The 22,460-nt window shown below is 62.9% G+C and carries 23 protein-coding genes and 1 pseudogene; 16 read left to right on the forward strand and 8 right to left on the reverse strand.

Annotated features, from left to right (window positions below; genetic code table 11):
• Positions 1-2 precede the first annotated feature (2 nt).
• The 5 genes from AC1DEK_RS07410 to AC1DEK_RS07430 are packed head-to-tail and all read left to right on the forward strand — an operon-like array spanning position 3 to position 4,152.
• The gene (locus AC1DEK_RS07410) at positions 3-851 is read left to right on the forward strand and encodes a CoxG family protein (RefSeq protein ID WP_478124564.1); all 849 of its coding nucleotides are present in this window, start codon (positions 3-5) and stop codon (positions 849-851) included.
• A complete protein-coding gene (locus AC1DEK_RS07415) occupies positions 851-1,714 on the forward strand; it encodes an FAD binding domain-containing protein (protein ID WP_478124565.1) in 864 nt (287 codons plus the stop codon). The genes AC1DEK_RS07410 and AC1DEK_RS07415 overlap by 1 nt, the downstream gene beginning before the upstream one ends.
• Positions 1,711-2,223, forward strand: a complete 513-nt coding sequence (locus AC1DEK_RS07420; RefSeq protein ID WP_478124566.1) for a (2Fe-2S)-binding protein — start codon at positions 1,711-1,713, stop codon at positions 2,221-2,223. The genes AC1DEK_RS07415 and AC1DEK_RS07420 overlap by 4 nt, the downstream gene beginning before the upstream one ends.
• Positions 2,220-3,440: an FAD-dependent oxidoreductase gene (locus AC1DEK_RS07425; RefSeq protein WP_478124567.1), complete on the forward strand. Its 1,221-nt coding sequence runs from the start codon at positions 2,220-2,222 to the stop codon at positions 3,438-3,440. The genes AC1DEK_RS07420 and AC1DEK_RS07425 overlap by 4 nt, the downstream gene beginning before the upstream one ends.
• Before the next feature lies 1 nt (position 3,441).
• The gene (locus AC1DEK_RS07430) at positions 3,442-4,152 is read left to right on the forward strand and encodes an isochorismatase family protein (protein ID WP_478124568.1); all 711 of its coding nucleotides are present in this window, start codon (positions 3,442-3,444) and stop codon (positions 4,150-4,152) included.
• Here AC1DEK_RS07430 and AC1DEK_RS07435 read toward each other — a convergent pair.
• A complete protein-coding gene (locus AC1DEK_RS07435) occupies positions 4,139-4,309 on the reverse strand; it encodes a hypothetical protein (protein ID WP_478124569.1) in 171 nt (56 codons plus the stop codon). The two genes, AC1DEK_RS07430 and AC1DEK_RS07435, sit on opposite strands and share 14 nt — an antisense overlap.
• A gap of 852 nt (positions 4,310-5,161) precedes the next feature.
• Between AC1DEK_RS07435 and AC1DEK_RS07440 the strand changes: the two genes are divergently transcribed.
• Positions 5,162-6,487 carry an NAD(P)/FAD-dependent oxidoreductase gene (locus tag AC1DEK_RS07440; RefSeq protein ID WP_478124570.1) on the forward strand — a complete coding sequence of 442 codons (1,326 nt, stop codon included), beginning with the start codon at positions 5,162-5,164 and terminating at the stop codon, positions 6,485-6,487.
• A 62-nt stretch (positions 6,488-6,549) separates the two neighbouring features.
• Entirely contained in the window at positions 6,550-6,879 is a 330-nt protein-coding gene (locus AC1DEK_RS07445) for a hypothetical protein (protein ID WP_478124571.1), read from the forward strand.
• Between the two features lie 18 nt (positions 6,880-6,897).
• Here AC1DEK_RS07445 and AC1DEK_RS07450 read toward each other — a convergent pair whose 3' ends face one another.
• On the reverse strand, positions 6,898-7,548 hold the full coding sequence (locus tag AC1DEK_RS07450; protein ID WP_478124572.1) for a TetR/AcrR family transcriptional regulator: 651 nt from the start codon (positions 7,546-7,548) through the stop codon (positions 6,898-6,900).
• 204 nt (positions 7,549-7,752) lie between these two features.
• On the opposite strand from AC1DEK_RS07450, the gene AC1DEK_RS07455 reads away from it, so the two are divergent.
• Together AC1DEK_RS07455 and AC1DEK_RS07460 are read left to right on the forward strand one after the other, a co-directional pair.
• On the forward strand, positions 7,753-9,087 hold the full coding sequence (locus AC1DEK_RS07455; RefSeq protein ID WP_478124573.1) for an MFS transporter: 1,335 nt from the start codon (positions 7,753-7,755) through the stop codon (positions 9,085-9,087).
• 137 nt (positions 9,088-9,224) lie between these two features.
• Positions 9,225-10,178 carry a dipeptidase gene (locus AC1DEK_RS07460; RefSeq protein ID WP_478124574.1) on the forward strand — a complete coding sequence of 318 codons (954 nt, stop codon included), beginning with the start codon at positions 9,225-9,227 and terminating at the stop codon, positions 10,176-10,178.
• A gap of 227 nt (positions 10,179-10,405) precedes the next feature.
• Here AC1DEK_RS07460 and AC1DEK_RS07465 read toward each other — a convergent pair.
• Both AC1DEK_RS07465 and AC1DEK_RS07470 read right to left on the reverse strand, forming a co-directional pair.
• Positions 10,406-10,507, reverse strand: a pseudogene (locus tag AC1DEK_RS07465) (transposase); the annotation flags it as partial.
• Between the two features lie 185 nt (positions 10,508-10,692).
• The gene (locus AC1DEK_RS07470; protein ID WP_478124575.1) at positions 10,693-11,580 is read right to left on the reverse strand and encodes a LysR family transcriptional regulator; all 888 of its coding nucleotides are present in this window, start codon (positions 11,578-11,580) and stop codon (positions 10,693-10,695) included.
• 122 nt (positions 11,581-11,702) lie between these two features.
• On the opposite strand from AC1DEK_RS07470, the gene AC1DEK_RS07475 reads away from it, so the two are divergent.
• From AC1DEK_RS07475 to AC1DEK_RS07490, 4 genes are all read left to right on the forward strand, one after another.
• Positions 11,703-12,704, forward strand: coding sequence for an ornithine cyclodeaminase family protein (locus AC1DEK_RS07475; protein WP_478124576.1), 1,002 nt, complete (start codon positions 11,703-11,705; stop codon positions 12,702-12,704).
• Positions 12,701-13,528 (forward strand): phosphate/phosphite/phosphonate ABC transporter substrate-binding protein, encoded by an 828-nt coding sequence (locus AC1DEK_RS07480; RefSeq protein ID WP_478124577.1) that lies wholly within the window; start codon positions 12,701-12,703, stop codon positions 13,526-13,528. The genes AC1DEK_RS07475 and AC1DEK_RS07480 overlap by 4 nt, the downstream gene beginning before the upstream one ends.
• Positions 13,529-13,557: 29 nt before the next feature.
• Positions 13,558-14,514, forward strand: coding sequence for a tripartite tricarboxylate transporter substrate binding protein (locus AC1DEK_RS07485; RefSeq protein ID WP_478124578.1), 957 nt, complete (start codon positions 13,558-13,560; stop codon positions 14,512-14,514).
• A 142-nt stretch (positions 14,515-14,656) separates the two neighbouring features.
• Positions 14,657-15,277, forward strand: coding sequence for a hypothetical protein (locus AC1DEK_RS07490; protein WP_478124579.1), 621 nt, complete (start codon positions 14,657-14,659; stop codon positions 15,275-15,277).
• A gap of 648 nt (positions 15,278-15,925) precedes the next feature.
• Here the strand turns inward: AC1DEK_RS07490 and AC1DEK_RS07495 are convergent.
• Entirely contained in the window at positions 15,926-16,876 is a 951-nt protein-coding gene (locus AC1DEK_RS07495) for a PDR/VanB family oxidoreductase (protein ID WP_478124580.1), read from the reverse strand.
• Positions 16,873-18,189 carry a Rieske 2Fe-2S domain-containing protein gene (locus tag AC1DEK_RS07500; RefSeq protein WP_478124581.1) on the reverse strand — a complete coding sequence of 439 codons (1,317 nt, stop codon included), beginning with the start codon at positions 18,187-18,189 and terminating at the stop codon, positions 16,873-16,875. The genes AC1DEK_RS07495 and AC1DEK_RS07500 overlap by 4 nt, the downstream gene beginning before the upstream one ends.
• A gap of 168 nt (positions 18,190-18,357) precedes the next feature.
• Between AC1DEK_RS07500 and AC1DEK_RS07505 the strand changes: the two genes are divergently transcribed.
• Genes AC1DEK_RS07505 through AC1DEK_RS07515 form a run of 3 tightly spaced genes read left to right on the forward strand, consistent with a single transcriptional unit; the run spans position 18,358 to position 21,251 of the window.
• Positions 18,358-19,353 carry a Bug family tripartite tricarboxylate transporter substrate binding protein gene (locus tag AC1DEK_RS07505; protein ID WP_478124582.1) on the forward strand — a complete coding sequence of 332 codons (996 nt, stop codon included), beginning with the start codon at positions 18,358-18,360 and terminating at the stop codon, positions 19,351-19,353.
• Between the two features lie 9 nt (positions 19,354-19,362).
• Positions 19,363-20,418 (forward strand): SDR family oxidoreductase, encoded by a 1,056-nt coding sequence (locus tag AC1DEK_RS07510; protein ID WP_478124583.1) that lies wholly within the window; start codon positions 19,363-19,365, stop codon positions 20,416-20,418.
• Entirely contained in the window at positions 20,415-21,251 is an 837-nt protein-coding gene (locus AC1DEK_RS07515; protein WP_478124584.1) for a sugar phosphate isomerase/epimerase family protein, read from the forward strand. The genes AC1DEK_RS07510 and AC1DEK_RS07515 overlap by 4 nt, the downstream gene beginning before the upstream one ends.
• 6 nt (positions 21,252-21,257) lie before the next feature.
• On the opposite strand, the gene AC1DEK_RS07520 is transcribed toward AC1DEK_RS07515, so the two are convergent.
• Together AC1DEK_RS07520 and AC1DEK_RS07525 are read right to left on the reverse strand one after the other, a co-directional pair.
• Positions 21,258-22,055: an enoyl-CoA hydratase/isomerase family protein gene (locus AC1DEK_RS07520; protein ID WP_478124585.1), complete on the reverse strand. Its 798-nt coding sequence runs from the start codon at positions 22,053-22,055 to the stop codon at positions 21,258-21,260.
• Between the two features lie 6 nt (positions 22,056-22,061).
• Positions 22,062-22,460 (reverse strand): Zn-ribbon domain-containing OB-fold protein, encoded by a 399-nt coding sequence (locus AC1DEK_RS07525; RefSeq protein ID WP_478124586.1) that lies wholly within the window; start codon positions 22,458-22,460, stop codon positions 22,062-22,064.

Here is a 22,460-nt window from a genome sequence, read left to right on the forward strand (position 1 = left end):
GCATGGATTTCAGGATTGACGCCACCCTCCCGGCATCGGCCGCCCAGCTCTGGGCCATCTTCTTCGACGTCCAGCGCGTCGCCGGCCTGATTCCGGGCTGCGAGAACGTGACTGAGGTCGAGCCGCTCAAGCAGTTCTCGGCGCTGATGAAGCAGAAGATCGGCCCGTTCAAACTGGAGATCCCGACCAACATCGTGCTGGGCTCTTACACGCTGGAGCGCCACGTGGAGCTCAGTGCCATGGGGCGCGACAAGTTCACGGGAACGACCATCGATGTTCGCATGAAGGTCAACCTCGATGAGAAGCGCGGCGATGACAAGGTTGAGTGCACGCTGGGAATCGATGCGGAAATGCAGGTTGCCGGCCGACTCGCATCGCTGGGCTACCCGGTCGTGAAGAAGCGCTCGGAAGAGCTCTTCGGCGAATTCGAAAGGCGGCTGCGCAATGAGCTGGCGGGTTTCTCGGAGCCCAATTCCTCCGATGGTGCCGCGGCGCCCGTTGCTCAGATCTCGATCGCCAATCCGGCTGCCGCCGCACCGGCGCAACCCCGCTGCTCGGTTGCATCGGTTGCATCGGTTGCATCGGTTCCGACCCCGGCCCCCTCCGCTGCCGTTCAAGCGCCTCTCGCTTCATATCCGCAACACGCCTATTCGTCTCAGCAGCATGTGCCGGTGCCCCGGTCTTCGCACGGTGTCGATCTGGTACTTCAGTGGCCGCGCGTCGGCGTCAGCGTCGCGGTTGCCTGTGTGGTCGCGTATGCGGCGACGACCGCCTTCCATCAATCGCCGGGATGGTGGTTCGTGGCGCCGATGCTGGGCGTCGCCGCCGGGCTTGGGCGGAGAGCTGACTGATGCGTCCAGCGCGCTTTACGCTGCATCGGCCTTCAAGCCTGCGCGAAGCTCTGGCGATGAAGGCTCAATTCGGAGATGCCGCGACGTTTCATGCCGGAGGCACGGAGCTGCTCGTCGCCCTGAAGGCGCGCGTGCTGCAGTACGACCATGTCATCGATATCAAGCAGGTCGAAGAACTGCGCAGCATTCGCCTTCTCGATGACGGCACGCTCAGCATCGGATCGCTGTCGACGCACCATGTGATTGCCAACGATCCGCTGGTTCAGCAGTTGCTTCCCGGCTATGCCCACCTCAGCGAGCATGTGGCCAACATCAGGGTGCGTGTCGCCGGGACCCTTGGCGGCGTACTTTGCTTCGCGGAACCCCATGCCGATGCGCCCACGATGTTGTGCGCGCTGGATGCCAGGATCGTCCTGGCCAGTGCAACTGCTCAGCGCACCGTTGCTTCGCGCGAGTTCCACGTCGGCGAATTCGCGACGGCGCGGAAAGACGACGAGCTGCTTGTCTCTATTGATGTGCCTCGTCAGTTGCCAGGCGACAGGTCCGCCTATCGACCCTTCGGCCATACGGAGCGTCCCGCGGTGGGCGTGGCTGCCGTATGGTCGCCCACGGGTCCCCAGCGGCTGCGTCTTTGGGTCGGCGCTATCGTGGCTGTGCCTGCGCCATTGTCACAAGCGCAGGAAGAGGCCGCACGCTTGCCCCCCGATGCTTCCTTCGAGGCGGTATGGGGAGCTTTGGAGCCTGTCATCAGCGCCGAGGCCGAGCAGATAGACGCGCATGACGACCTCCACGGCAGCGCTGAGTACAAGAAGCACTTGGTCACCGTCCTCGCCCGGCGGGCTCTTGAGGGATGCTTGAAATGAGCCAAACAACGCAAACTTTCCCGCTTCTTCGGGTGGACATATCGCTCAACGATACGGAGCGGTCCATCGAGATCGAGCCGCGGGAGCTCCTAATCGACGTGTTGAGAGAACGCTTCCGGATGACTGGCACGAAACGCTCTTGCGATGTACAGGTCTGCGGTGCCTGCACGGTGCTGGTCGACGGCATGCCTGTCTCAAGCTGCACGACGCTGTGCGCCGATGTCCACAAGCGACACGTCACCACGATCGAGGGACTGGCATACGAAGGACGATTGGATCCTGTCCAGCGCGCGTTCATCGCCCATGGCGCACTGCAATGCGGTTTCTGCACCCCTGGAATGATCCTGGCGGTGAAGTCCATGCTGTCGCTGCACGAAAACCCCTCGGAAGAAACCATTCGCCATTTCCTGCGCGGCAACATTTGTCGATGTACGGGATACGTAAAGATCCTCGAGGCCATCAAGGACCTCGTGCAGAACCCACTGAGCTTTGAACCGGAGAGAAAATGACTCAAGATAAACAAAAGGCCGACAAGCCACATGTACTGATTGCCGGCGCTGGCATGGGTGGGCTGACACTCGCCATCGCGCTTCTGCAAAAGGGATGCGACGTCGACATCTACGAACAATCTCCGGAACTTCGAGAAGTTGGGGCAGGGCTTTGGATCTCGGCCAACGGCAGCCGCGTCATGGCGGACTTGGGATTGAAGGAAGCTCTTGAGGCCATCAACCTCTCTCCCGAGGACCGCGTCATCCGCTTCTGGAAGACGGGAGAAGAACACTCTGTATACAACCGGGACGTCACGGATTCCAAGGTCGACCACACCCTGATCCAGGTGCTGCGCGGCGAACTCCAGCGCATCCTCTACGAGGCCGTGATCAAAATCAAGCCGGATGCGGTCCATTTCGGCGCTCGCACCTTGGGTGCCGAGACGATCGGAGATCGCGCACGACTGCTGTTCGACAACGAGACCTTCGCTGAAGGCGATGTCGTGGTCGGTTGCGACGGCGCACATTCTCGCGTGCGCCAATCGCAGTTCGGCCCGGCCCCCGCACGGTATACCGGTGCGGTGGCCTGGCGCGGCTTGGCGCCGATGTCGAGTCTGAAAGCTCAACACAAGCGTGCCTTGGCGTCGACCTGGGTGGGCCCGACGGCTCACGTGACTTGCTATCCGGTGCAGCGCAACGGCGAGCAATTCGTGAGCTTTTCGGCCCAGGTAGACAGCGAAGTGTGGCAGACCGAATCATGGTCCGAGCGCGGCGAACTGGCCGATGCGCTGGAGGATTTTGAAGGTTGGAATCAGGACATCCTTGACCTCTTCATTCACTCTGAAAACCTCTTCCGATGGGGCCTGTTCGTCCGTGATCCGCTGGAGCGCTGGTCCAATGGGCGCGTGACGCTGGTCGGCGACGCATGCCACTCGATGACGCCCTATCTGGGCATGGGCGTGAACGTCACGATGGAAGACGCGTATGTTCTGGCTCGTTGCCTGGCGGACCAGCCAGGCGACATCCGGGGGGCGCTTTCCCGCTATGACGCGGCGCGCATCGAGCGCACCAATCTGACGAAGGCCAAATCGATGGAAATGCTGAAAATCTTCCACAACCCGGCACTGGAGCAAATCGAAACTGCCCGGCCCTATATCGAAGAAAACTGGGCCCCCGACGTTGTGCGCCAGCGCTACGACTGGCTGCTCGCCTACGACGCGACGAAGGTGGAGGTCTGAAATGCTCGCTGCTGCAGAAACTCACGGCCGGCCATGGGACGGCGTCATTCCCGAAGACGAGCAGGCCATCTACCGAAAGACCGGCTGGGGTACGCCCACCGGTCTTGGCAAGCGCCCGGCTCTGCTGGTGATCGACGTGCAATATCGCTCGATGGGTGATCAACCCATGCCGATTGAAGAGGCGATCACGACGCTGCCAACGAGTTGCGGTGAATACGGCTGGCGTGCAGTGCCCCACATTGCAAGGCTCTTGGCGGCATTCAGGAACATGGGGGCGCCTGTTCTTTACCCGTACGTTGCGCCCAAGGGGCCCCAGAACCGAGGTCAATTCGAACTGAAGGTGCCTGGCGTCATGCGCATCCCCAAGCACGGCTACGACTTCGTTGCCGAGGTTTCGCCCGCTCAGGCGGACATCCTGATTCCCAAGTTCCAGGCCAGCGCCTTCCATGGCACGCCCCTGACCAGTCATCTGATCGGCCTGGGAGTCGATACCGTCATTGTGACGGGGTGCACGACCAGCGGCTGTGTGCGTGCGACGGTCATCGATGCGTGCGCTTTGAACTTCAAGGTGGTCGTGCCCGAGGATGCGGTGTACGACAGGTCGCAGACGTCGCATGCCGTGAATCTGTTCGACATGGCAAGCAAGTATGCTGACGTCATGCCTACTGAAGATCTCGTGCGCGCATTGCAAGAAGAGCTCAACAGAAAATAGAGAAATGCGGCGCCGCCTGCGCAGCGCCGGTGCCTGCCTCAGCCGCTTCGATGGCGCGACGCAGTTGACCGAACAGGTCCAGTTGATACGACAAGGAAACCCCCGCGCTGTATGTGCCGTGGGTGGGCGGCTCGTAGTCGCTCTGCAGGAGACTCAAGCCCGACACGTGTCCAAACCCGGGCCGCCTCTAACCGTCACCGTCGTTCTCTCACTTCAGTGCAACTCGGACTCCAGCGCTTGATCGCGCTCCAGGTTGGTAACGGCCTGCCGCGGGTCGGTGTTGTGTTCCAGCGCCCGCGCGACCAACAGGTTCAACTGCCGGTGGTTGTAGAGCCTCCACCAGTGCGGCGGCAGAGTCGTTTCCGCCCATAGCCATCGACGGATTGGAATGTGCCCGGGGAGCTTGTGCGAAGGAGAGGGGGGCGGGGGCGAAGTAGTCCGGCTCGACCGGGATAGCGAGGACCGACTGGAAGGGCGCCGAGCCATCGCCGAAAAGCGCGCTCCGGGTTTCCCGGAGTTGGTCCATCCCTGCCTCCATCGCTCCCACATCAATGCCTTCTGGCTGACTGTGTAGTAGGTTCGTGTCGGGTCGTCATCTGCAACACTCCTTATTCCAACGGCAGTCATCAGTGTGTTGCATCGACCGGGTGAATCCGCAGCTGGAAGACGCCTAACGTCATTGAGTACCTGCGCCAGAACTCGCAGGTGAAGTTCGTCCCGTGCGAAATGCATCCGGATTGCCAGGATCTGCCGGGCGCCGCCACCCCGGCCCGAGCGATGCCCCCCGCATCATCATCGTCGCTCCTGCGAATCAACCCCCGGCTGGTAGTCCGTGTGAGGCCACGACGCGCCCTACCTGCAGCCTCAATAAGCTGGTCAAAACTGTGATTGCATGCCTTCGTTCGGTTAATATACATTACATGCTTAATGTTATATCTGTCCCGGATTGACGCTCACCCCCGGTCTTAGGCTTTGGGGGCGCATTGCGGGGCCTACTCAGGGATCCAACATGGCGGTTCGCATTGGGCGCTTGCCCATAGATGATCAAAGCAATGGATGGAGCGCATTGCTGCCGACGCGACGGGCAAAGGCCGCTGTACAGGGCGAGCTGGACTTCGACTGGGTGGTGGTCGGCGCAGGGTATGCGGGCGTCGCTGCAGCCCGGCAACTCGCGCGGCTCCAGCCCAGCGCATCCATCGCTCTTGTCGAAGCCGGCGTGGTCGGGGAGAACGCTTCCGGCAGGAACTCCGGCTTTGCGATCGATCTTCCGCACACGCCAGGGATATCGGAACATTGGACGGAGCAAGGCCGCCGCGCGATCCGCGTGGGACGCTTCGCGCTCGACGAACTGGATCGCCTTGTCAAGGCGCACAGCATCGATTGCGGCTGGGAGAAGCGTGGGCGATACCACGTTGCGGTCACGGAAGAGGTTGCGAAGCATTCTCTCGCAACGTACGAGGCCAATCTCAAGGCTTGGCAAGAGCCGTACCGATGGGTTGATCGAGGCGAACTGCGAGAAGCACTGGGCACCGCCTACTACTGTGCTGCCATTCACACCCCGGGCACCTACCTCGTCAATCCGGCGAGTCTTATCCGCGGGCTGGCCGACAACCTTCCTCCCCAGGTCAGGCTCTTCGAAAACTCACCAGTGATCGAAGCGGACATCCGCAGCCGGACGCCTTCCGTGCGGACCCCGCACGGCCGAATTCGCGCGAGCGCCCTCATCCTCGCGGTCAACGCCTTCTCGCAGTCCTTCGGCGTCTATAGGGCGCGTCAGATTCCGATATTGCTGTTCGCGAGCCTGACGCCCGTGTTGAGCGATGAACAACTCGGCCAGCTCGGCAGCGAGTCGACCTGGGGCGTGACGCCGGCGCATGCCATGGCCGGATCGACGCTGAGGCTGACGCGAGAGCGTCGGCTGATGATTCGCCAGGGATTCGAGTACTCGCCATCATTGCGCACCACTGATGCCCGACGCGCGAAGGCACGGCAGACCAATCTGGCGCTCCTGCGTCGGCGATTTCCTCAGCTCGGCCCGATCGAGCTGGAACACTTCTGGGCTGGCTGGCTTGCCGTGTCGCAGAACCACGCGCCTGCATTCGGTCGCATGGGGCCGCGTTCGTTTGCCGCCTCGTGCTGCAACGGGTCCGGCATCGTGCGGCACACCGCGGCGGGCATGTTCATCGCGGACCTCGCCCTTGGCCTGGAGCATTCTCTGATGGCAGATTTTCTTTCGCAAGGAACCGCCAGCTACATCCCTCCACGCCCGCTGCGCGACATCGGCGTCAGCTTGGCCCTTTCCTCTGGCGTGTGGACCGGGCGAGGCGAACGATGACGTCGTCGTCGACGACGCGGCAGGGCCCGGAATGTCTCATTTTTCTCACACGGAGCACCTGAATGACTTCTCTTCGCCTCATCCCGGGACACACGATCGCCTCCGAGGCGCGCGGGGGCGCATCCGACGGCGTGGCTGAAATCTCTTGGGTGGTTAAGGATAGCGAAGGCGCTGCGCTGCCCTGCGGCTTCGGTCGGTGGCACGAGGCAGCCTGTGAGCCGAAGACGCTCGCCTATGACGAAATCATCCTGGTGCTGGAGGGCGTCTTCGGTGTCGAGACCGGCGACGGAGAGCGCGTTGAAGGTGGCCCCGGCGACGTGATCGAAATCTGCGAGGGGACCACGGTCAGATACTTCGGGCGCCAAGCCCGGCTCTTCTTCGTGACGAACTAGACTCGGGCTTGGGGAGGGCTACGACTTGCCCGTCTTCCGCGGCTTCTCCTGGCCCGCGGCAACGATCATCCCTGAAAGGCATTCGAGTTGAGAGGCGATGGATTCTTCCGTCACCGGAAACAACCTGAACACCGCGATCCCGCGAAGCGTGGAGAACACCATTTCGGCGAACCCGTTGGGATCGCTATGGCTCCTAGAGATCTCAGGGAAGAGCGCTAGGAAATGGGCGAACGATACCGGGTCTTCCGTCTGTCGTTTCGCATCGATGCGCTTGAAGAGCGAGGGAATCGACTTGCAACCGAAGAACAATCCCCAGGCAGCCACATACGAGTCTGCACCGTAGATGTGCAACCAAGCGCGTTCGACGAACTCCGTAGCCCGCTCACTGAGGGGGGTCGTTGCGTCCGGCCACACAGGCCCCCTGTCTGACAGCGGGGCCATCACCTCTTCCACGACTTGCTCCAGCAGGGCCTGCCGGGTCCCGAAATGATGCTGCAGCGCGCCGAGCGTGACCTTCGCGCCGGATGCAATGTTCTGCAGGTTGGCTTTCTGGAAACCCTGTCGCCGAATCAGCGATATGGCTGAATTCAGGATGCGACGCTGAGTCGTCTCGCTGCGCTCCGCCTGGGTTCTGACGACGCGCCGGGGTTTGTATGAGGAGGTAGCCATCTTCCGCGCATTGTATTCAAAGCTCCGGAGGTCGCGTAAACCCTATACATGTTACGTTAAACGCTTATTGTTTTATGCGGGCTCCAAACGTACCATGCAGACTCTGCAAGCCGACCATCAAGCGCTGAGGCTGCCGCACTGACAGCTCGACTGCCAGTGGGAGATTCGCGTGGTCCCCTTATCTCAGGAATGCGAACTGCTGTCATGAAAACTGTCCATATCGAAGACATTGCCCAATTGCAAGCGCCATCGCAGGCGGCAGAGGCTTCTCTTCAAGCGGCTCACAAGAAAAGGGCGCTGGTCGCTGCCATCATCGGCAACGCGCTGGAGTGGTACGACTTCATCGTCTATGGGTTTCTGGCGGTCTTCATCGCCAAGCAGTTCTTTCCGGCCGGCGATGACGCAGCAGCGCTCTTGTTGACCTTCGCGACCTTCGCTCTCTCCTTCGTCGTGAGGCCGATTGGTGGCGTATTGATCGGTCTGTATGCCGATCGCTTCGGGCGACGCCCCGCGCTGAGCTTCATCATGGCGTCGATGACCGTGTCGATGCTCATCATGGTCTTCGTGCCCTCTTACGCCTCCATCGGGGTGACCGCCACAGTGTTGATGGTCATCGCGCGCATCCTTCAGGCGCTATCGGCGGGTGGCGAGTTCGCGAGTGCCGCGACCTACCTTCTGGAGTCCGTTCCAGCAAAAAAACGAGGCCTCTACAGCGGTCTTTACAACAGCGGACCACTGCTAGCGACCGTCATGGCAGCTCTTGTCGGGCTGTTGATGACCCAGGTGATGTCACCAGAATCCAGAGACAGCTGGGGATGGCGGGTTCCCTTCGCCTTCGGCCTGCTAATTGCTCCGGTTGGTTACTACATCAGAAGATACCTCCCGGAGTCCGAAGCGTTCGAGAAACACGCTGGCGCCCGGGGAACTATCGAGATGCTTCAAATCGTCTTTCGAGACCATCGCCGTGCACTCATGGTCGCGCTCTCTCTGGCGGCGATCGGCACGTCGGTGCAATACGTCCTCCTCGTCTATGCGCCCACCTATGCCGTGCGTGAACTCAAGCTGCCGGCCCATGTTCCGTTTCTGGCTCTGTTGGTCTGTGGCAGCATCGGAACTGTCCTGACACCGCTGCTGGGAATGGTCGCTGACAGGATGGGTGCGACAAGGCAGCTGCACATCAGCCTTGGCGCACTGATTCTGCTGATCGTGCCGCTCTATGTCTGGATGACCTCCGGGCCAACGACGACCAAGTTCATCGTCTGCTCGGCAATATTCACTACGGTGACGTCGGCCTCCAACGCGGTCTATCCGAAGTTGATGGCGTATCTCTTTCCGCCTGAACTTCGCTCCACAGGCATGGCGATCTCCTACAACCTGAGTGCAACCATTTTTGGAGGCTTCTCGTTGTATGCGATCACAGTGCTGCTGAATGCTGTCCAAAGCCCCCTGGTGCCTGCCTTTTACGTGGTCGCCGTGACGGCCGTCTTCTGGGTCGTCCTGGTTGCGCTTCATCGACCCGGCTCGGACTTCAAGGTCTGACAGCGATGGTCGGCAGGAAATCGAGTCCCACAACCCAGCCTCTCAGGAAAAGCATCATGCCCAATGCATCCAATGCAATGAAACCCCCCGCATCAGACCGAGCGCGCGAACTGTATTCCCGCCTACTCGTGTGCGATATGACCTCGCCCTTCTGCGCTCCCGCGGACCAACGGCTCAAGAATGCGTTCGTTTCACGGCTCATCAACGACGGCTTCACCTATGTTTCTTTCACACTGGTGGCAGACAACTGCGACACGATCGGTGCGATCCAGGCCATCGCGGCGTATCGGAAATTCTTCCTTGACCAGAGCGATCTCTGCACCCTCGTCAACACAGTGGACGACATCCAACGAGCAAGGAAGGAGGGCAAGCTTGCCGTGGGCTTCCATTTTCAAGGGTCGGTTCCGGTCGGTCGGGACCTCTCGATGGTGGAGGTCTTTTACAAGCTGGGGATCCGCCACATGCTGTTGGCGTACAACCAGAAGAACTTCGTGGCGGATGGATGCCACGAACTGGGTGAGGGTGGGCTCAGCAGATTCGGGCGAACGCTGGTCACCGAGATGAACCGGGTCGGGATGCTCGTGGACGTTGCCCATGCCGGCTATCGCTCCTGCATGGAGGCCATCGAGTACTCCGATCGCCCGGTGATCTGCAGCCACGGCAATATCTGGAACATCCATCAACATCCGCGTTGCTACCGAGACGATCAGATCAAGGCGGTAGCGGCCAGCGGCGGGGTGTTTGGACTGACGGGTCTCTCGATCTTCACTGGAGACGATGAGGCATCGCCTTCGAAGTTAGCCGACCAGATCGACTACATCGCTCAGTTGGTCGGGCCCCAACATGTCGGCCTGGGGCTCGACTACATCGTCGATTTGCCTGCGATCACAGCCGACGCAGCAGCCCACGCTGACAAGCTGCCGCCAGACGGCGGCTACACGCGCAGCGACATGAAGCAGGTGGAACTCGATGCAATGCCCGAAGTGGTGGATGCGCTCTTGGGCAAGGGCTATTCCGACTCGGATATCGCCTTGGTCATGGGTGAAAACTGGCTGCGCGTGATGAAGGAAGTCTGGAAGACGCCGATGTAGCGCTCATGAGTGAAAGGGAAAACGGACGGCCTGATCGCGCGGGGCCCTTCCCACTGCCTGCCCGCCGCGGGCTCTCGCATGACCTGACCCCATCAGGGCAAAGATGGCCCGCTTCGCATTGATTCGCTATTTCATGCCGCTTGTTCAGGAGACAGAATGAGTTCTTGGTCGTCAAAGAAAACTTGTTGGTATGTGCTGCTTCTAGGATTAGGAATTCTTCTGACGTGGCTGAAGCCGCCCTTGCGACACAGGTCCTTGATCGGCAAACCAGATTCGGCCTGCTTGATGAAACCGATGATTTGCTCTTCGATGAATCTGCTCTTTCTCATGTCCGTCATTCTCCAAGTTGACGGACTTCACTGCCATTGCGCTGGTACGGCTGGGCGGGGGCAGGTCACGGAAAGCGGACAAGCGGGCGATTGCTCGCCAGTGACGCTCACTGAAAAGTAGGTAGCGAATAGAAGGCGCTTACTGAAATCTACGTTGATTGACTGAAAACTCAGCTGGCTTCCCTTCACCGCTCCATCCTTGCCGTCAACGCTTCCACGAAGTTCATCGATAGGCGCGATAGCGGTTCGGTCTGGACATGGGAAATCTGGACCGAGGCGTTGACCTTCGTCTTGACGGGAACCACGACGATATTCGGCCACGTCTGCCCAAACACGGTCATGGCGTCGACCAGCGCGATACCCGCCCCCGCCTGTGCCAGCGCCCGAGCCACGTGCGCTTGCTCGACTTGGATGCTCATGTCGGGCTGATTCTTTTCGTCGCCAAATATTTCACGCACCAGCAGTCCGAACGGAACATCGGCTTCATAGCCGATCAGAGACTCCTTGGCCAGCTCCTCGGGTCGCACGAAAGAGCGCGCGGCAAGTCGATTGCCTTTCGGAATCAGGGCAACGATAGGGTTCTTGACCAACAGGCGCGCTTCCAGGTTGGGATGCGCCAACGCCATGTTGGACACGCCGAGTTCCGCCTGTCCAGAAAGCAACGCGCGCAGCATGGTGCTAGGAATCTGCGTACGCACCACGATGCGCACTCCCGGATGCGCTTGCTTGAATGCTGCGATCGCCAGAGGCAGGACGGTCTGACCAAGGCTGGGACTGCATGAAAGTCGCAAGCTGCCGATTCGGTTGGCTGCGAGATCCTCCGCGACCTCGTTGACGCGCTCGACGCCCTCATAGACGGCGTTCACCTCGCCCATCAGCCGCCGTGCCTCCGGCGTCGGATACAGGCGCCCTTTGATGCGCCGGAACAGTTCAAGTCCCAGGCGTTGCTCCGTGTGCGACATCAGCCGGCTGATGGCTGGCTGCGACACGTACAAGAGCCTTGAAGCGGCGCTGATCGAGCCGGTCAGCATGACGGCACGGAAGACTTCGATCTGCCGAAGGTTCAACTTCATTGCATAACCTGCTGTTAAGAACAACGGACGAAAAAGCATACGACATTTATGGATGCCAAACCTAGACTTGCATTCATCCCGGCGCGGTCGTGATGGCAGCCCCTTCGAAGACTGGAGATGGAATGAACGAGATTTATCTGACGTATATCAACGGCAAGGACATCGCAAAGGTGGCGATGACCAATGCGGAGATCCTTGTCGCCGTGGAGCGAGCGCTCATTGCGCAAGGCAGGGGCGAGACGGTGATCGAGCCGCGCGTGCACCTGATTCCCGATCCGGCCTTCAACGGGCACTTCAATGTGCTGCGCGGATACGTCGCGCCGCTTGGCCTGGCCGGCGTCAAGATCGTTGGCGACTACGTTGACAACTACAAGCTCGGGCTACCGTCGGAGATGGCCATGCTCAATCTCTTCGATCCAAGGACGGGAGTCCCTGTCGCGATGATCGATGCCACCTTCATCACGGACGCCCGCACCGGGGCTATGACTGCTCTCGGGGCCCGGCACCTGGCTCGCCGCGAGAGCAAGGTGCTCGGGCATGTCGGAGCGCGTGGTACCTCCTACTGGAACGTCCGGCTGCTTGACAGCTTGTTCGACTTTGATGAGATCCGCGTGCATTCGCGCCGCCCGGAAAGTCGCAACGCCTTTGCCGCTCGCCTGGAGCGAGATCTTGGCAAGAAAATCGTGGTCACGGAGGACTGGGAAGCTTGCGTGCGGGGTGCCGACATCGTGGTGGAGGCGTCGCGGCTGGAGCGTCCGAGTCCGATGCTGAAGACCGAATGGATCAAGCCGGGCGCGTTCGTGGTGCCCTACGGCACGATGAGTGCCGTCGAACTCTCGCTCACCGACATCATGGACAAAATGGTGGTCGACGACTGGAGCCAATGCAAGGGCGGCATCTTCGGCTCGCTGCGCGCACACGTCGAGGCGGGCAAGCTCTCGGAGCAGACCCTCTATGGCGAGCTTGGCGAGATCGTCGCGGGCCGCAAGCCTGGTCGGCAGAGCGACGACGAGATCAATCTGTTCTGGCATCGTGGCCTTTCCCTGAGCGACATTGCCCTGGGTCATGCCATCCTGCAGAAGGCCGAGCGCATGGGCCTCGGGCAGAGGCTGCTGTACGCATGATCGCCAACGCGCGCATGTATGACGTGAGCAAGCCGGTCGCGCTGGCATGGCGGGCACTTTTCGCGCGCCTGGCGGAACGCGCCGGCATTGCGTTGAGCTACGTCGAGCACGCGCCGCCGACACCCATCAGCGCCTTGTGGGCCCGTCCTGATTGCGGCTGCGTGTTCATGTGCGGTCTGCCGTATGTCACCAGCGCGAGGCGTCCTCAACTCCTGGCTGGGCCGGTTCCATCACTTCCTCGGTACGGCGACCGCCCGGTGTACTTCACCGAGTTCATCGTGCGGACCGACGCGAATGTGCATTCGCTTGCGCAGACCTTCGGCGGTCGGCTCGCTTGCATGCTGCGGGAATCGAACTCGGGCCACAACGCGCCCCGCCACTATCTGCTGAATCACGCAGCGGCAGGCGCACGAGCGCTCTACCGGTCGACCACTTCGCCAACGCCGACGCCGCTGGAGGTGATCGATGCGGTGGCGAGCGCCCAGGCGGAAGTCGGCGTCGTCGACAGCTATGTACTGGATCTGTTGCGCCTGCACTCGCCAGAGCGTCTGAGGCACCTCAAGACGGTGGCGGTGACGCCGGCATCGCCGATTCCGCCGCTGGTCGCATCAGATGACATCAGCGGCGACACGGTCGCTCGCATGCGTGCCGCCTTGCTCGACTTGCATCGCGATGCAGAAGCCGCCGTGCAGATGGCGACACTGGCTCTGGCTCGCTTCGCGCCCGTGGAGGAGTCGGACTACGCTGTGCTGGCCGGCTACGCTGACCGTGCTGACGCGGCAGACTTCGCATTAACGGGCGACATCCCCACTGTTATAGCTTGAGACCCTTTCCAGACCCATCGGAGATTTCCATGAAGCGCTTCCTGATCGCCATCCTCATGGCTTGCATGCCGCTGCTGGCATCCGCGCAGGTCTATCCCGCCAAGCCGGTTCACTTGGTGGTGCCCTTTGCACCCGGTGGCCCGGCCGATGCCATTGGCCGGATCGTGGGGGAGGGATTGTCCAAGCCATGGGGACAACCCGTCCTGGTGGAAAACAAGGCGGGTGCGGCCGGTTCAATCGGGGTGGGCCAGGTCGCCAAATCTGCGCCTGACGGATACACGCTGGGGGTCGTTCCCGTGGGCAATATCGCGGTCAATCCCAGCTTGATGCCGAACTTGCCGTACAAGACGACAGACCTTGTGCCGGTGACCATGCTCGCGAGAGCGGAGAACGTGCTGGTCACAGGCTCCAGCGTGCCAGCGCTGACTCTGAGTGAGCTACTCAAGCTGGCAGCCCAGAAGCCGGGACAGCTCACGTTTGCATCCGCGGGTGCTGGCAGCCAGGCCCACCTGGCGGGCGAAATGCTCCAGCTCGACGCCAACATCAAGCTGATCCACGTGCCTTACAAAGGTCTCAGCGTGGCGCTGACTGACGTGGTTGGCGGCCAGGTGACGATGATGTTCGCACCGCTGTCGACGGCACTTCCCTTCATCAAGTCTGGCAAGCTCCATGCGCTCGGCGTCGCCAGCGCGAAGCGCTCCACTGCAATGCCCGACTTGCCGACCATCGCGGAGTTGGGCTTCCCGAAATTCGAAGCCGTGTCCTGGTATGCCCTCATGGCTCCAGCGGGCACGCCGCCCGAAGTGTTGCAGCAGATCAGCGGCCAGACGAACGAGGTGCTGGCAGACCCCTTGTTGAAAGAGAAGCTGGCTGCTGTCGGATTGGAGGTCGGCGGTGGCACTCCGCGCGAGCTCGACGCCACTATCCAGAAGGAAGCCGCCCGATGGGCCGACGTGATTCGCACGCGCAAAATTTCAGTGGACTGATGCCATCGCGCGACGGATCCGGGCACGGTGAGATCGCTCGCGCTTGTGTCTCGCTCCTGGTCCGCGGCCAAAGCTCGCAGCACGGCGAACTCGCGCCCAACGCTGTGGGCGCCTGGCGGTCCGTGGGTCACGGAGGGCCTGCTTGAGCCACATTCCCTCGCCGGTTGCCACAACGCAATCGCCGACGTTCGCCGAGCTCCGCATCACAGGGCCCGATTTGGCGCCGTACCAACTCGGCCAACTCATGTATGTCTACGATGGCGAGACACATGTCGGAACGATCGGGGCGGTGGTCGTATTGCGCGGTGGGCACGAGGTTCACCTCGACCGCTTCGTGCCCGCAGTCATCCAAATGCGGCATCACTGGGTGCCGAGGAGCCTTGTGCTCGTTGAAGCAGTCGCATTCCTGGCTGAACATTTCCCGGCAGTAAGAACGATCAGGGTCTCGTTGAGTTCGCCCATTGAAGGACGCGACGACTTCCTCAAGGTCGCGAGGGCCCGTACCCGGCTCCTGCATGGGATCGGCGCTCAACAGATCAACGTCGTCCCCAACTTCGTGCCCTCGGATCGGGGCAATTTCATGGTGAGCGGGGTCTGGAAGCGCAACCCGCAAACCCTCAAGACCTTCAATGCCGCTCTACGCCATGAACGCGAAGCACACCGGTCTCGGAGGGCGGCTGCAACCACCGTCAGAGGCCGACTAGCGAAAGTGGGTGAGCGGGTCCGACAAATGCTTTTCGGCTCGACCGAAAAAGGCATCTAAGGAGATGGCATTCAATCTGTGGGCCGCCGTCGAGACGAGATGACTGCGCGCCGATCTTCGCGCGGATTTGGACTTGGTGACCGTGGAGACATAGCGCGCCAACGCATTCACTTGCGCATCGGTCAGCGCGTTGAACGCTGGCATCGGGCCCATGCCGTTGCGGATGCGGGAGAGCTGCTGGACTCGTCGGATGGAGTGAGCGCGTCGTGCGCGTCGGCGCGGATGAAGCTCGGGATGCGAGGCGCGCCAGCACGTGGGCGTCAGGGTCGCGGACCACCATCGCGCCGCCGTCACGGCGGCAGGCGATCTCCATCCCGAGGATCGTGGCCGTCGTGTCGGGCGCAACGAGAGGGGCAAGGGCGGCGGTCAGAAGGTCGCGGGCGATCAGGTCGGTGAGCATCTGTGTCACTCCCGTGGCGCTTCCGCGAGCTCTTCCGATTCGTCGACTTCTTCTTCGGCGAGATCGGCGGGTGCCACGAGAAGTTGCAGGGTCTATCTTCAGGAGGACAGTTGCCACCTCGGTACCGGATTCGCGGAAGGTGCCTGCCGGGATGTCGTCCACCTCGGCCAAGCTGGCGGTCGCTCAGGGAAGATTTCAGTTTCGTACGACGATAGATGCCAATTGCTCTCAGCTCAGGATCGATGCGCTCAAATGTCGAGCACCAGTTGCGGCGTGAGGCTGCCCGAGCAGCAAACCATCATCGTCTGGTTGGTCGCCTTTTCCTCCTGGGTGAGGTAGTCGTCGCGGTGATCGGGCGTGCCTTCCAGCACCGGCGTGCGGCAGGTGCCGCAGACGCCCTGGGAGCAGGCGTATTGGACAGGCACGCCGGCATCGAGGAGCGTGTCCAACAGCGTCCTTCCGACTTCCACGCTGAGCGTCTTGCCGCTGCGGGCCAACTGCACCTCGTAGCCGCCGGCAGTGGCCGCCTCCTGGGTGGCACTGAAGCGCTCCAAATGGACGCGCTGCGGCGCGAGGCCGCTGCAGGCATTGATGAAGGCATCCAGCATGCCGCTTGGCCCGCAGCAGTACAGATGCGATCCGGCCGCCGCCTCGCGCGCGATGGCGGCGATGTCCGGTCGCTCCAAGTCTTCGCCGGTGCAGTGCAGCTTCACCGCGTTGCCGCTGCGGTCCAGCGCGTTCAGTTCCTGGACGTAGGCCGCTCGATGCCGCGAACGCACTGCGTAATGCAGCCGCCAGGCGTGGCCAAGCGAGTTCAGCCGGGCGGCCATCGTCATGAAGGGCGTGATGCCGATCCCGCCCGCGATGAAGATCGAAAGTGGCGCGCCTTCATGCAGTGGGAAGTTGTTGACGGGCGTGCTGCTCGAGAGATGGTCGCCAGGGCGCGGCATGCTGTGCAACCAGGCTGATCCGCCGCGGCTGTCGGCGGCACGGTCCACCGCGACCACATAGCGGTGCCGTTCTGCCGGATCGTTCACCAGCGAATAGCTGCGCTGCAAGCCACCTGGCAATTGCAGGTCGATGTGCGCGCCGGCCGTGAAGGGCGGCAGCGGCGCACCGTCGGCGGAGACGAACTCATATGAAACGATCCCTTCCGCCTCGCGGCGAAGCTGGCGCAGCAGCAGTTGCGGTCCGTTCACGGGGTGTAGCCGAAGCCCGCATCCAGGCGTGCCGTCATGTGCTCGGCGTGGTCCTGCCACTGCACGCCGGCGGGCAGTGTGAGCGACGCCGCGCGCACCATGAAGGTCGCCGGGTCATTGACGCCCTGCGGTTGGGTGCCGTTGCCCTGCAGGTTGCGCACGGTGTCCAGCAAAAGGCGCCGCGTCATCGCGACGCCCGTGTCGCTGATGCCGAGGTTTTCCTTGCTGCGGTCGTAGATGGCGGCAACGCCCGACTGGCATGCCGCGTCCTGAACCCACAGTCCGGGCAGGCCGGAAAACCAGGTCTTGGTCTGAGCGTCGTAGTTGAAAAGGTAGCCGTTCTGGCGGTTGTACTTGGTCCAGTATTTGGCGAAGGGCTCCGTGGCCGGCCGCGGCGCGAAGGAGTCGTTGCTGGCATGGCCGGTCTCGCGCCCCGCATGACCTTTCTCGAACAGTGCGCGCGACTTGTCGTAGAGCTTCTCCGAGGGGTGATAGGAGAACATGATGCACAGCGAGTTGTAGTCGTCGATCGGCACCCAGGCGTGACCTGACAGTTCAGGGTATTGCGATTGCGGCGGCACCAGCGTCCAGAAGGGCAGGAGGAACTGGTTCACTCGCCAATAGCTGGTCTCTTCGTCCAGCTTGCGGCGGGAGGCGATGCTCATGCCGAATGGCTGACGTTGGCACTGGAAGGTCGGGCGCAGGTCACGCTTCGCGATCCAGTCGCTGATGGCACCCTGCGCGTCGATGCGCCCATGCAGGATCGGCGCGTGGGCGGAGTCGATCTCCCCTTCAACTGCCTGGAGCCAGTTGCATTCCTGGACGCGGAAGCTCACATGCACGCGTTCGGCGGGCACCAGGTTCCATTCCATCTCCGGCAGCGGCGGCGGGTTGTCCTGCTGCGGGCCCATGTAGGCCCAGGCGATGCCGTTTCGTTCCTGGCAGGCGTAGGCCTTGAGCCGGACCTTGTCCTTCAGGCGGCTCTCTGGCAACTCGGCCGGCAGGTCCTGCACGTGGCCGTCGGTGCCGAACTTCCAGCCGTGATAGACGCAACGCAAGCCGCAATCCTCGTTGCGGCCGAAGACCAGCGGCGCACCACGGTGCGGACAGGCATGGTCCACGAGGCCGAGCTTGCCTTCGCTGTCGCGGAACGCGATCAGGTCCTCACCGAGCAGGCGCACCCGTTGGGGCATGCCGCCGGCCGGCAGATCGCTTGTCGGAAGGAAGGGAATCCAGAACAGCCGCATCAGGCTGCCCATGGCGGTGCCCGGGCCGACGCGCACGAGCGTTTCGTTGTCTTCAGGGGTGAGCATGGGAGCTCCGTAAAAGTTGAATAATTGGCATATTGGTTAGACCATTATAATAGTTAACCAAGTGATGGAAAGGGGGAAAACGTCGTCGCGATTCGGGGTAATGCCTAACAATGTCCATTGGTCTGTCCATTATGATTTTGGCCAATTGATCACTTTAGGAGTCCTGTAATGCCCGCTCCGCGCCCCAGCCGTCGCGCCGCCCTGTTTCAGATCGCGGCGGGTGCTGCCGCCCTTGGCGCCTTTCCCGGCCGCCTGCTCGCGCAAGGGACCTGGCCAGAGCGCCCCATTACGCTGATCACGCCCTTCGGCGGTGCCGTTGACATCCTGGCCCGCCTGATCGCGGCCGATCTTGGCCGGCGCCTGGGACAGACGGTGGTCGTGGATCAAAAGATTGGCGGCTCGGGAACCATCGGTATGGCGGCGGTGGCCCGTGCACATGCCGACGGCTACACGATTGGAATGGGCACGACCACATCGCTAACCTCCGCACCGCATCTCATCAAGAACCCCGGCTACGACGTCGAGAAGTCGTTCACCTACCTGGGCCTGATCCAGACTTCGCGCCAGGTGCTGACGGTGTCGCCCAAGCTGGGCGTGGACACGCTGCAGGACTTCATTGCACTGGCCAAGGCCAAACCCGGCACGCTCAACTTCGGCTCGAGCGGTGTGGGCAACAGCATCCATCTGGCGGTGGAGCAGTTCAACGCGGCCGCGGGCATCAAGGCAGTGCATGTGCCCTTCAAGACGGGCAACGAGACCGACACCGCCATGATGGCCGGTGAAGTGCAATATACGATCGCGTCGCTCGCCACCTCGCTTCCGCTGATCCAGGCCGGGCGCATCAAGGCGCTGGCGGTGACGGGCGAGGGCCGCGATCCTGCCTTGCCGAACGTCCCTAACCTTCAGGAGTCCGGTCTGCAGGCGCGGATCCCGGATCAGCTCTTCGGCATGGTGGGCCCGGCCAACATGCCTGCGCCGGTGACGTCGAAACTTCTGAAGGCTGTGGCGGACATGCAGGCTGATCCTGCGTTCCAGGAGGCCGTGCGGCGCGGCGGAGGCGTGCCGTCGCAGGTGCACGGCGATGCCTTCCGCAAGCTCGCGCTGAGCGACAGTCAGACATGGGGCGATCTCATCAAGCGACTTGGCATCACGCTCAGCAGCTGAGGGTTCCGCATGCAACAGAAGAAGACGGCGCTGATCGCCGGCGCCAGCGGCATCGTGGGGCGCGGCATTGCCGAGCGACTGGTGGGCGAGGGCTGGCGCGTCTTGTGCGCGAGCCGTTCGGGCGGCGGCGCCTTGTCCGGAACCGAAGGCGTGGCCGTGGACCTGGTGGATGCGGCCGCCTGCGCGCGGGCTGTCGCGCCGCATACGGGGATCACGCACGTATTCCACGCAGCCTTCCAGCCGTCGCCCAGCCGCGCGGCGGAAGTCGCACCCAATCTTGCGATGCTGCGCAATGTGGTGGAGGCGGTGCAGCGGGCCTCGCCGGCGCTGCGCAAGGTGGTGCTGGTCACGGGCGCGAAGTTCTACGGCATCCAGTGGGGTGCGAGCCCCACGCCCTGTCGCGAGAGCGATCCGAGACAACTGCCGCCAAACTTCTACTACGACCAGGAGGACTGGCTGCGCGAGGCCGGCCGCGGCGCACGCTGGCGCTGGGTCAACCTGATTCCTCCCTTCGTCTCCGGTTACGCCATCGGCAACCCGATGAACCTGGTGCTCGGCATCGGCCTCTATGCCGCTGTCTGCAAGGAACTGGGCATGCCGCTGCGCTTCCCCGGAAGCGCGCGTGCCTACGAGGCGTTGCACCAGATCGCGGACGCGCGCCAGATCGGCGCCGCCGCAGCGTGGGCCGCGGATGCGCCCGCGGCGGAGGACGAGGCTTTCAATGTCACCAACGGAGATCCGGCGCGCTGGCGACAGACCTGGCCGGTGATTGCCGAAGCGCTCGCCATGCCTTGCGCCGAGCCGAAGACGCTTCCGCTTGCGGACCTGATGCCGGCGCAGCAAGCCGTGTGGGATCGCATCGCGCAGCGTCACCGTCTGCGGACGATCGACATCGGCCAGATCGTCGACTGGCGATGGATGGACTACATGCTGCGCCAGGCGCACGACATCGTGCTGGCGACGGCGAAGATCCGGCGCGCCGGCTTCCACGACTGCATCGAGACCGATGCGACGCTGGTGCAGCGCCTGCGCGAGCTGCAGGCCGCTGAGGTGCTGCCGGCATGAGCAGCAATCGCCGCTGCCGGGAAGTCCGCGCGCTCACGTTCGGCTTTCTCTCGCTCGGTGCGCAAGCGGCGCCGCTGGATGTTCTCGCCGCGGCTGCCGAAGCCAGCTTCGGCGCGGCGGGACTGCGCATCAGTGGGCGCAATCCCGGCGACCCGTGGCCGGGACCCGGTGCAGACGGAGATGGCTTCGAGCAGCTACGCGCGCAGGCCGAGGCGTTGTCGGTCCGCGTCTCCAGCATCTCCGGCTACTACATCTCGGAGAAAACGAACCTGTCGCACCTGCTCTCGAACGTGGAAGCCGCACGCCGCCTCGGCGCGCCGCTGATCTCGCAGGGATGCTTCGAGCCCGACCTGGCGCGTGTCGGCGAGTTGCTGCGCGACTACGCGCGCACTGCCGCCGATGCGGGCGTGCGCATCGCGCTCGAGTTCATGCCCATGAGCACGCTCAAGTCGATCGCCGATACGCAGCGCGTGATCGCCGACAGCGGCGGCCGCAATGTGGGCCTGTTGATCGACTCGCTCCATCTGGCGCGTTCGGGCGCGGGCGTGGCCGATGTGCGTGCGCTCGACCCTGAATGCATCTATCTCACGCAACTGTGCGATGCGCCTGCGGTGCGTTCGCCAGCGACAACCCTGTTCGATGAGGCGATGGCAGGCCGCATGTACCTGGGGGACGGCGGCCTGGATCTGCGGGGGCTGGTGGCGGCCCTGCCGCCGGATGCCGAGATCGAGCTGGAAACGCCGGTTGTTGCCGACGCTGCGTTACCGCCCGCTGAGCGCGCACGACGCGCAGCGAAGAAGGCCGAGGCCTTCTTCTCATCTCATTTCGGCTGACGGGCGTCAGCCCCGCGCGGACTTCAGGCCGCCGAAGGCGGGGCGTTGCTTCCCGAGAATGGCCTCGATCTGCGCAGCCGGTTCTGGCGCCGCGAAGGCGGCGGCTTGGCTCGCCGCTTCGAGTGCGAAGGCGCTCTGCCGGTCGCCGTCGAGCGAGGCATTCAGCATCGCCTTGGACAGTGCCACCGCGGTCGGCGCAGCCTGGGCCATGCGCTCGGCCATCTCTCGCGCACGCGTTTCGAGCGCTTCGCTCGCGTGCACTTCCATCACGATCCCGAATTCGCGGGCTTCCTCGACGCCGACGTCGCGGGTGGAGAACACCAGTTCCTTCGCGCGCTGCAACCCGACCACGCGTGGCAGCAGGTAGAGCGCGCCGAGGTCCGGCACCAAACCCAGCCGCAAATGGGCCATGGCGAACTTGGCGCGCGGGCTGGCGATGATCATGTCCGCGCACAGCGCCAGCGCGAAGCCCGCGCCGATGGCCGGACCGTCGATGGCGGCGATCACGGGGCAGCCCACATTCAACAGGTCGTCGGTGAGCCGAAGACCGGCGTTGATTCGCCGCTGCCAGTAGGCGGGGCCCGCATCCGCATGTTCCTGCAGTGCGTGGAGGTTTCCACCGGCGCAGAAGGCGCCCGCGCCACCGGTAAGGACGAGCGCACGCACCGCCGGGTCATTGCGTACCTGCTCCAGCACCGCCATCAGATCGGCGCGCAGCGCAACGTCCAGCGGATTGTGGATCTCGGGTCGGGCGAGGCGAACCCAGCCGACCGCGTTCTCCAATGAGAAGTCGAGCGTTTCCATGTCCACTCAGGCCGGCCTGAACATCGGGACCATCGCGCCGCCCTCGGCGGGCTTGAACGTGACCTCGACGCGTTGGCCGATCTTCAGATCATCGAGATCGCAGTCGACGATGTTGGTCAGCATCGTGATGCCCTCGTCGAGGGTGACATAGGCGATCGCGTAAGGGATGGGGCCGCCGCGGCGCGTGACGCTCACGCTGTAGATCGTGCCTCGACCCGAGAGGCTGCACCACTCGGTCTCGCCCATGCAGAAGGGGCAGAGGACGCGCGGGTACCAATGGACCTTGCCGCAACTGGTGCAGTGCCGCGTGCACAGCAGGCCTTCCTTGGCTTGTGTCCAGAAATGCCTGGTGGCGGCGTCGACATGCGGAGCCGCCAGCGCCCGGTCGGTGAAGGGAGTGGTCAT

The organism is Variovorax sp. 10N420 (assembly GCF_056394705.1).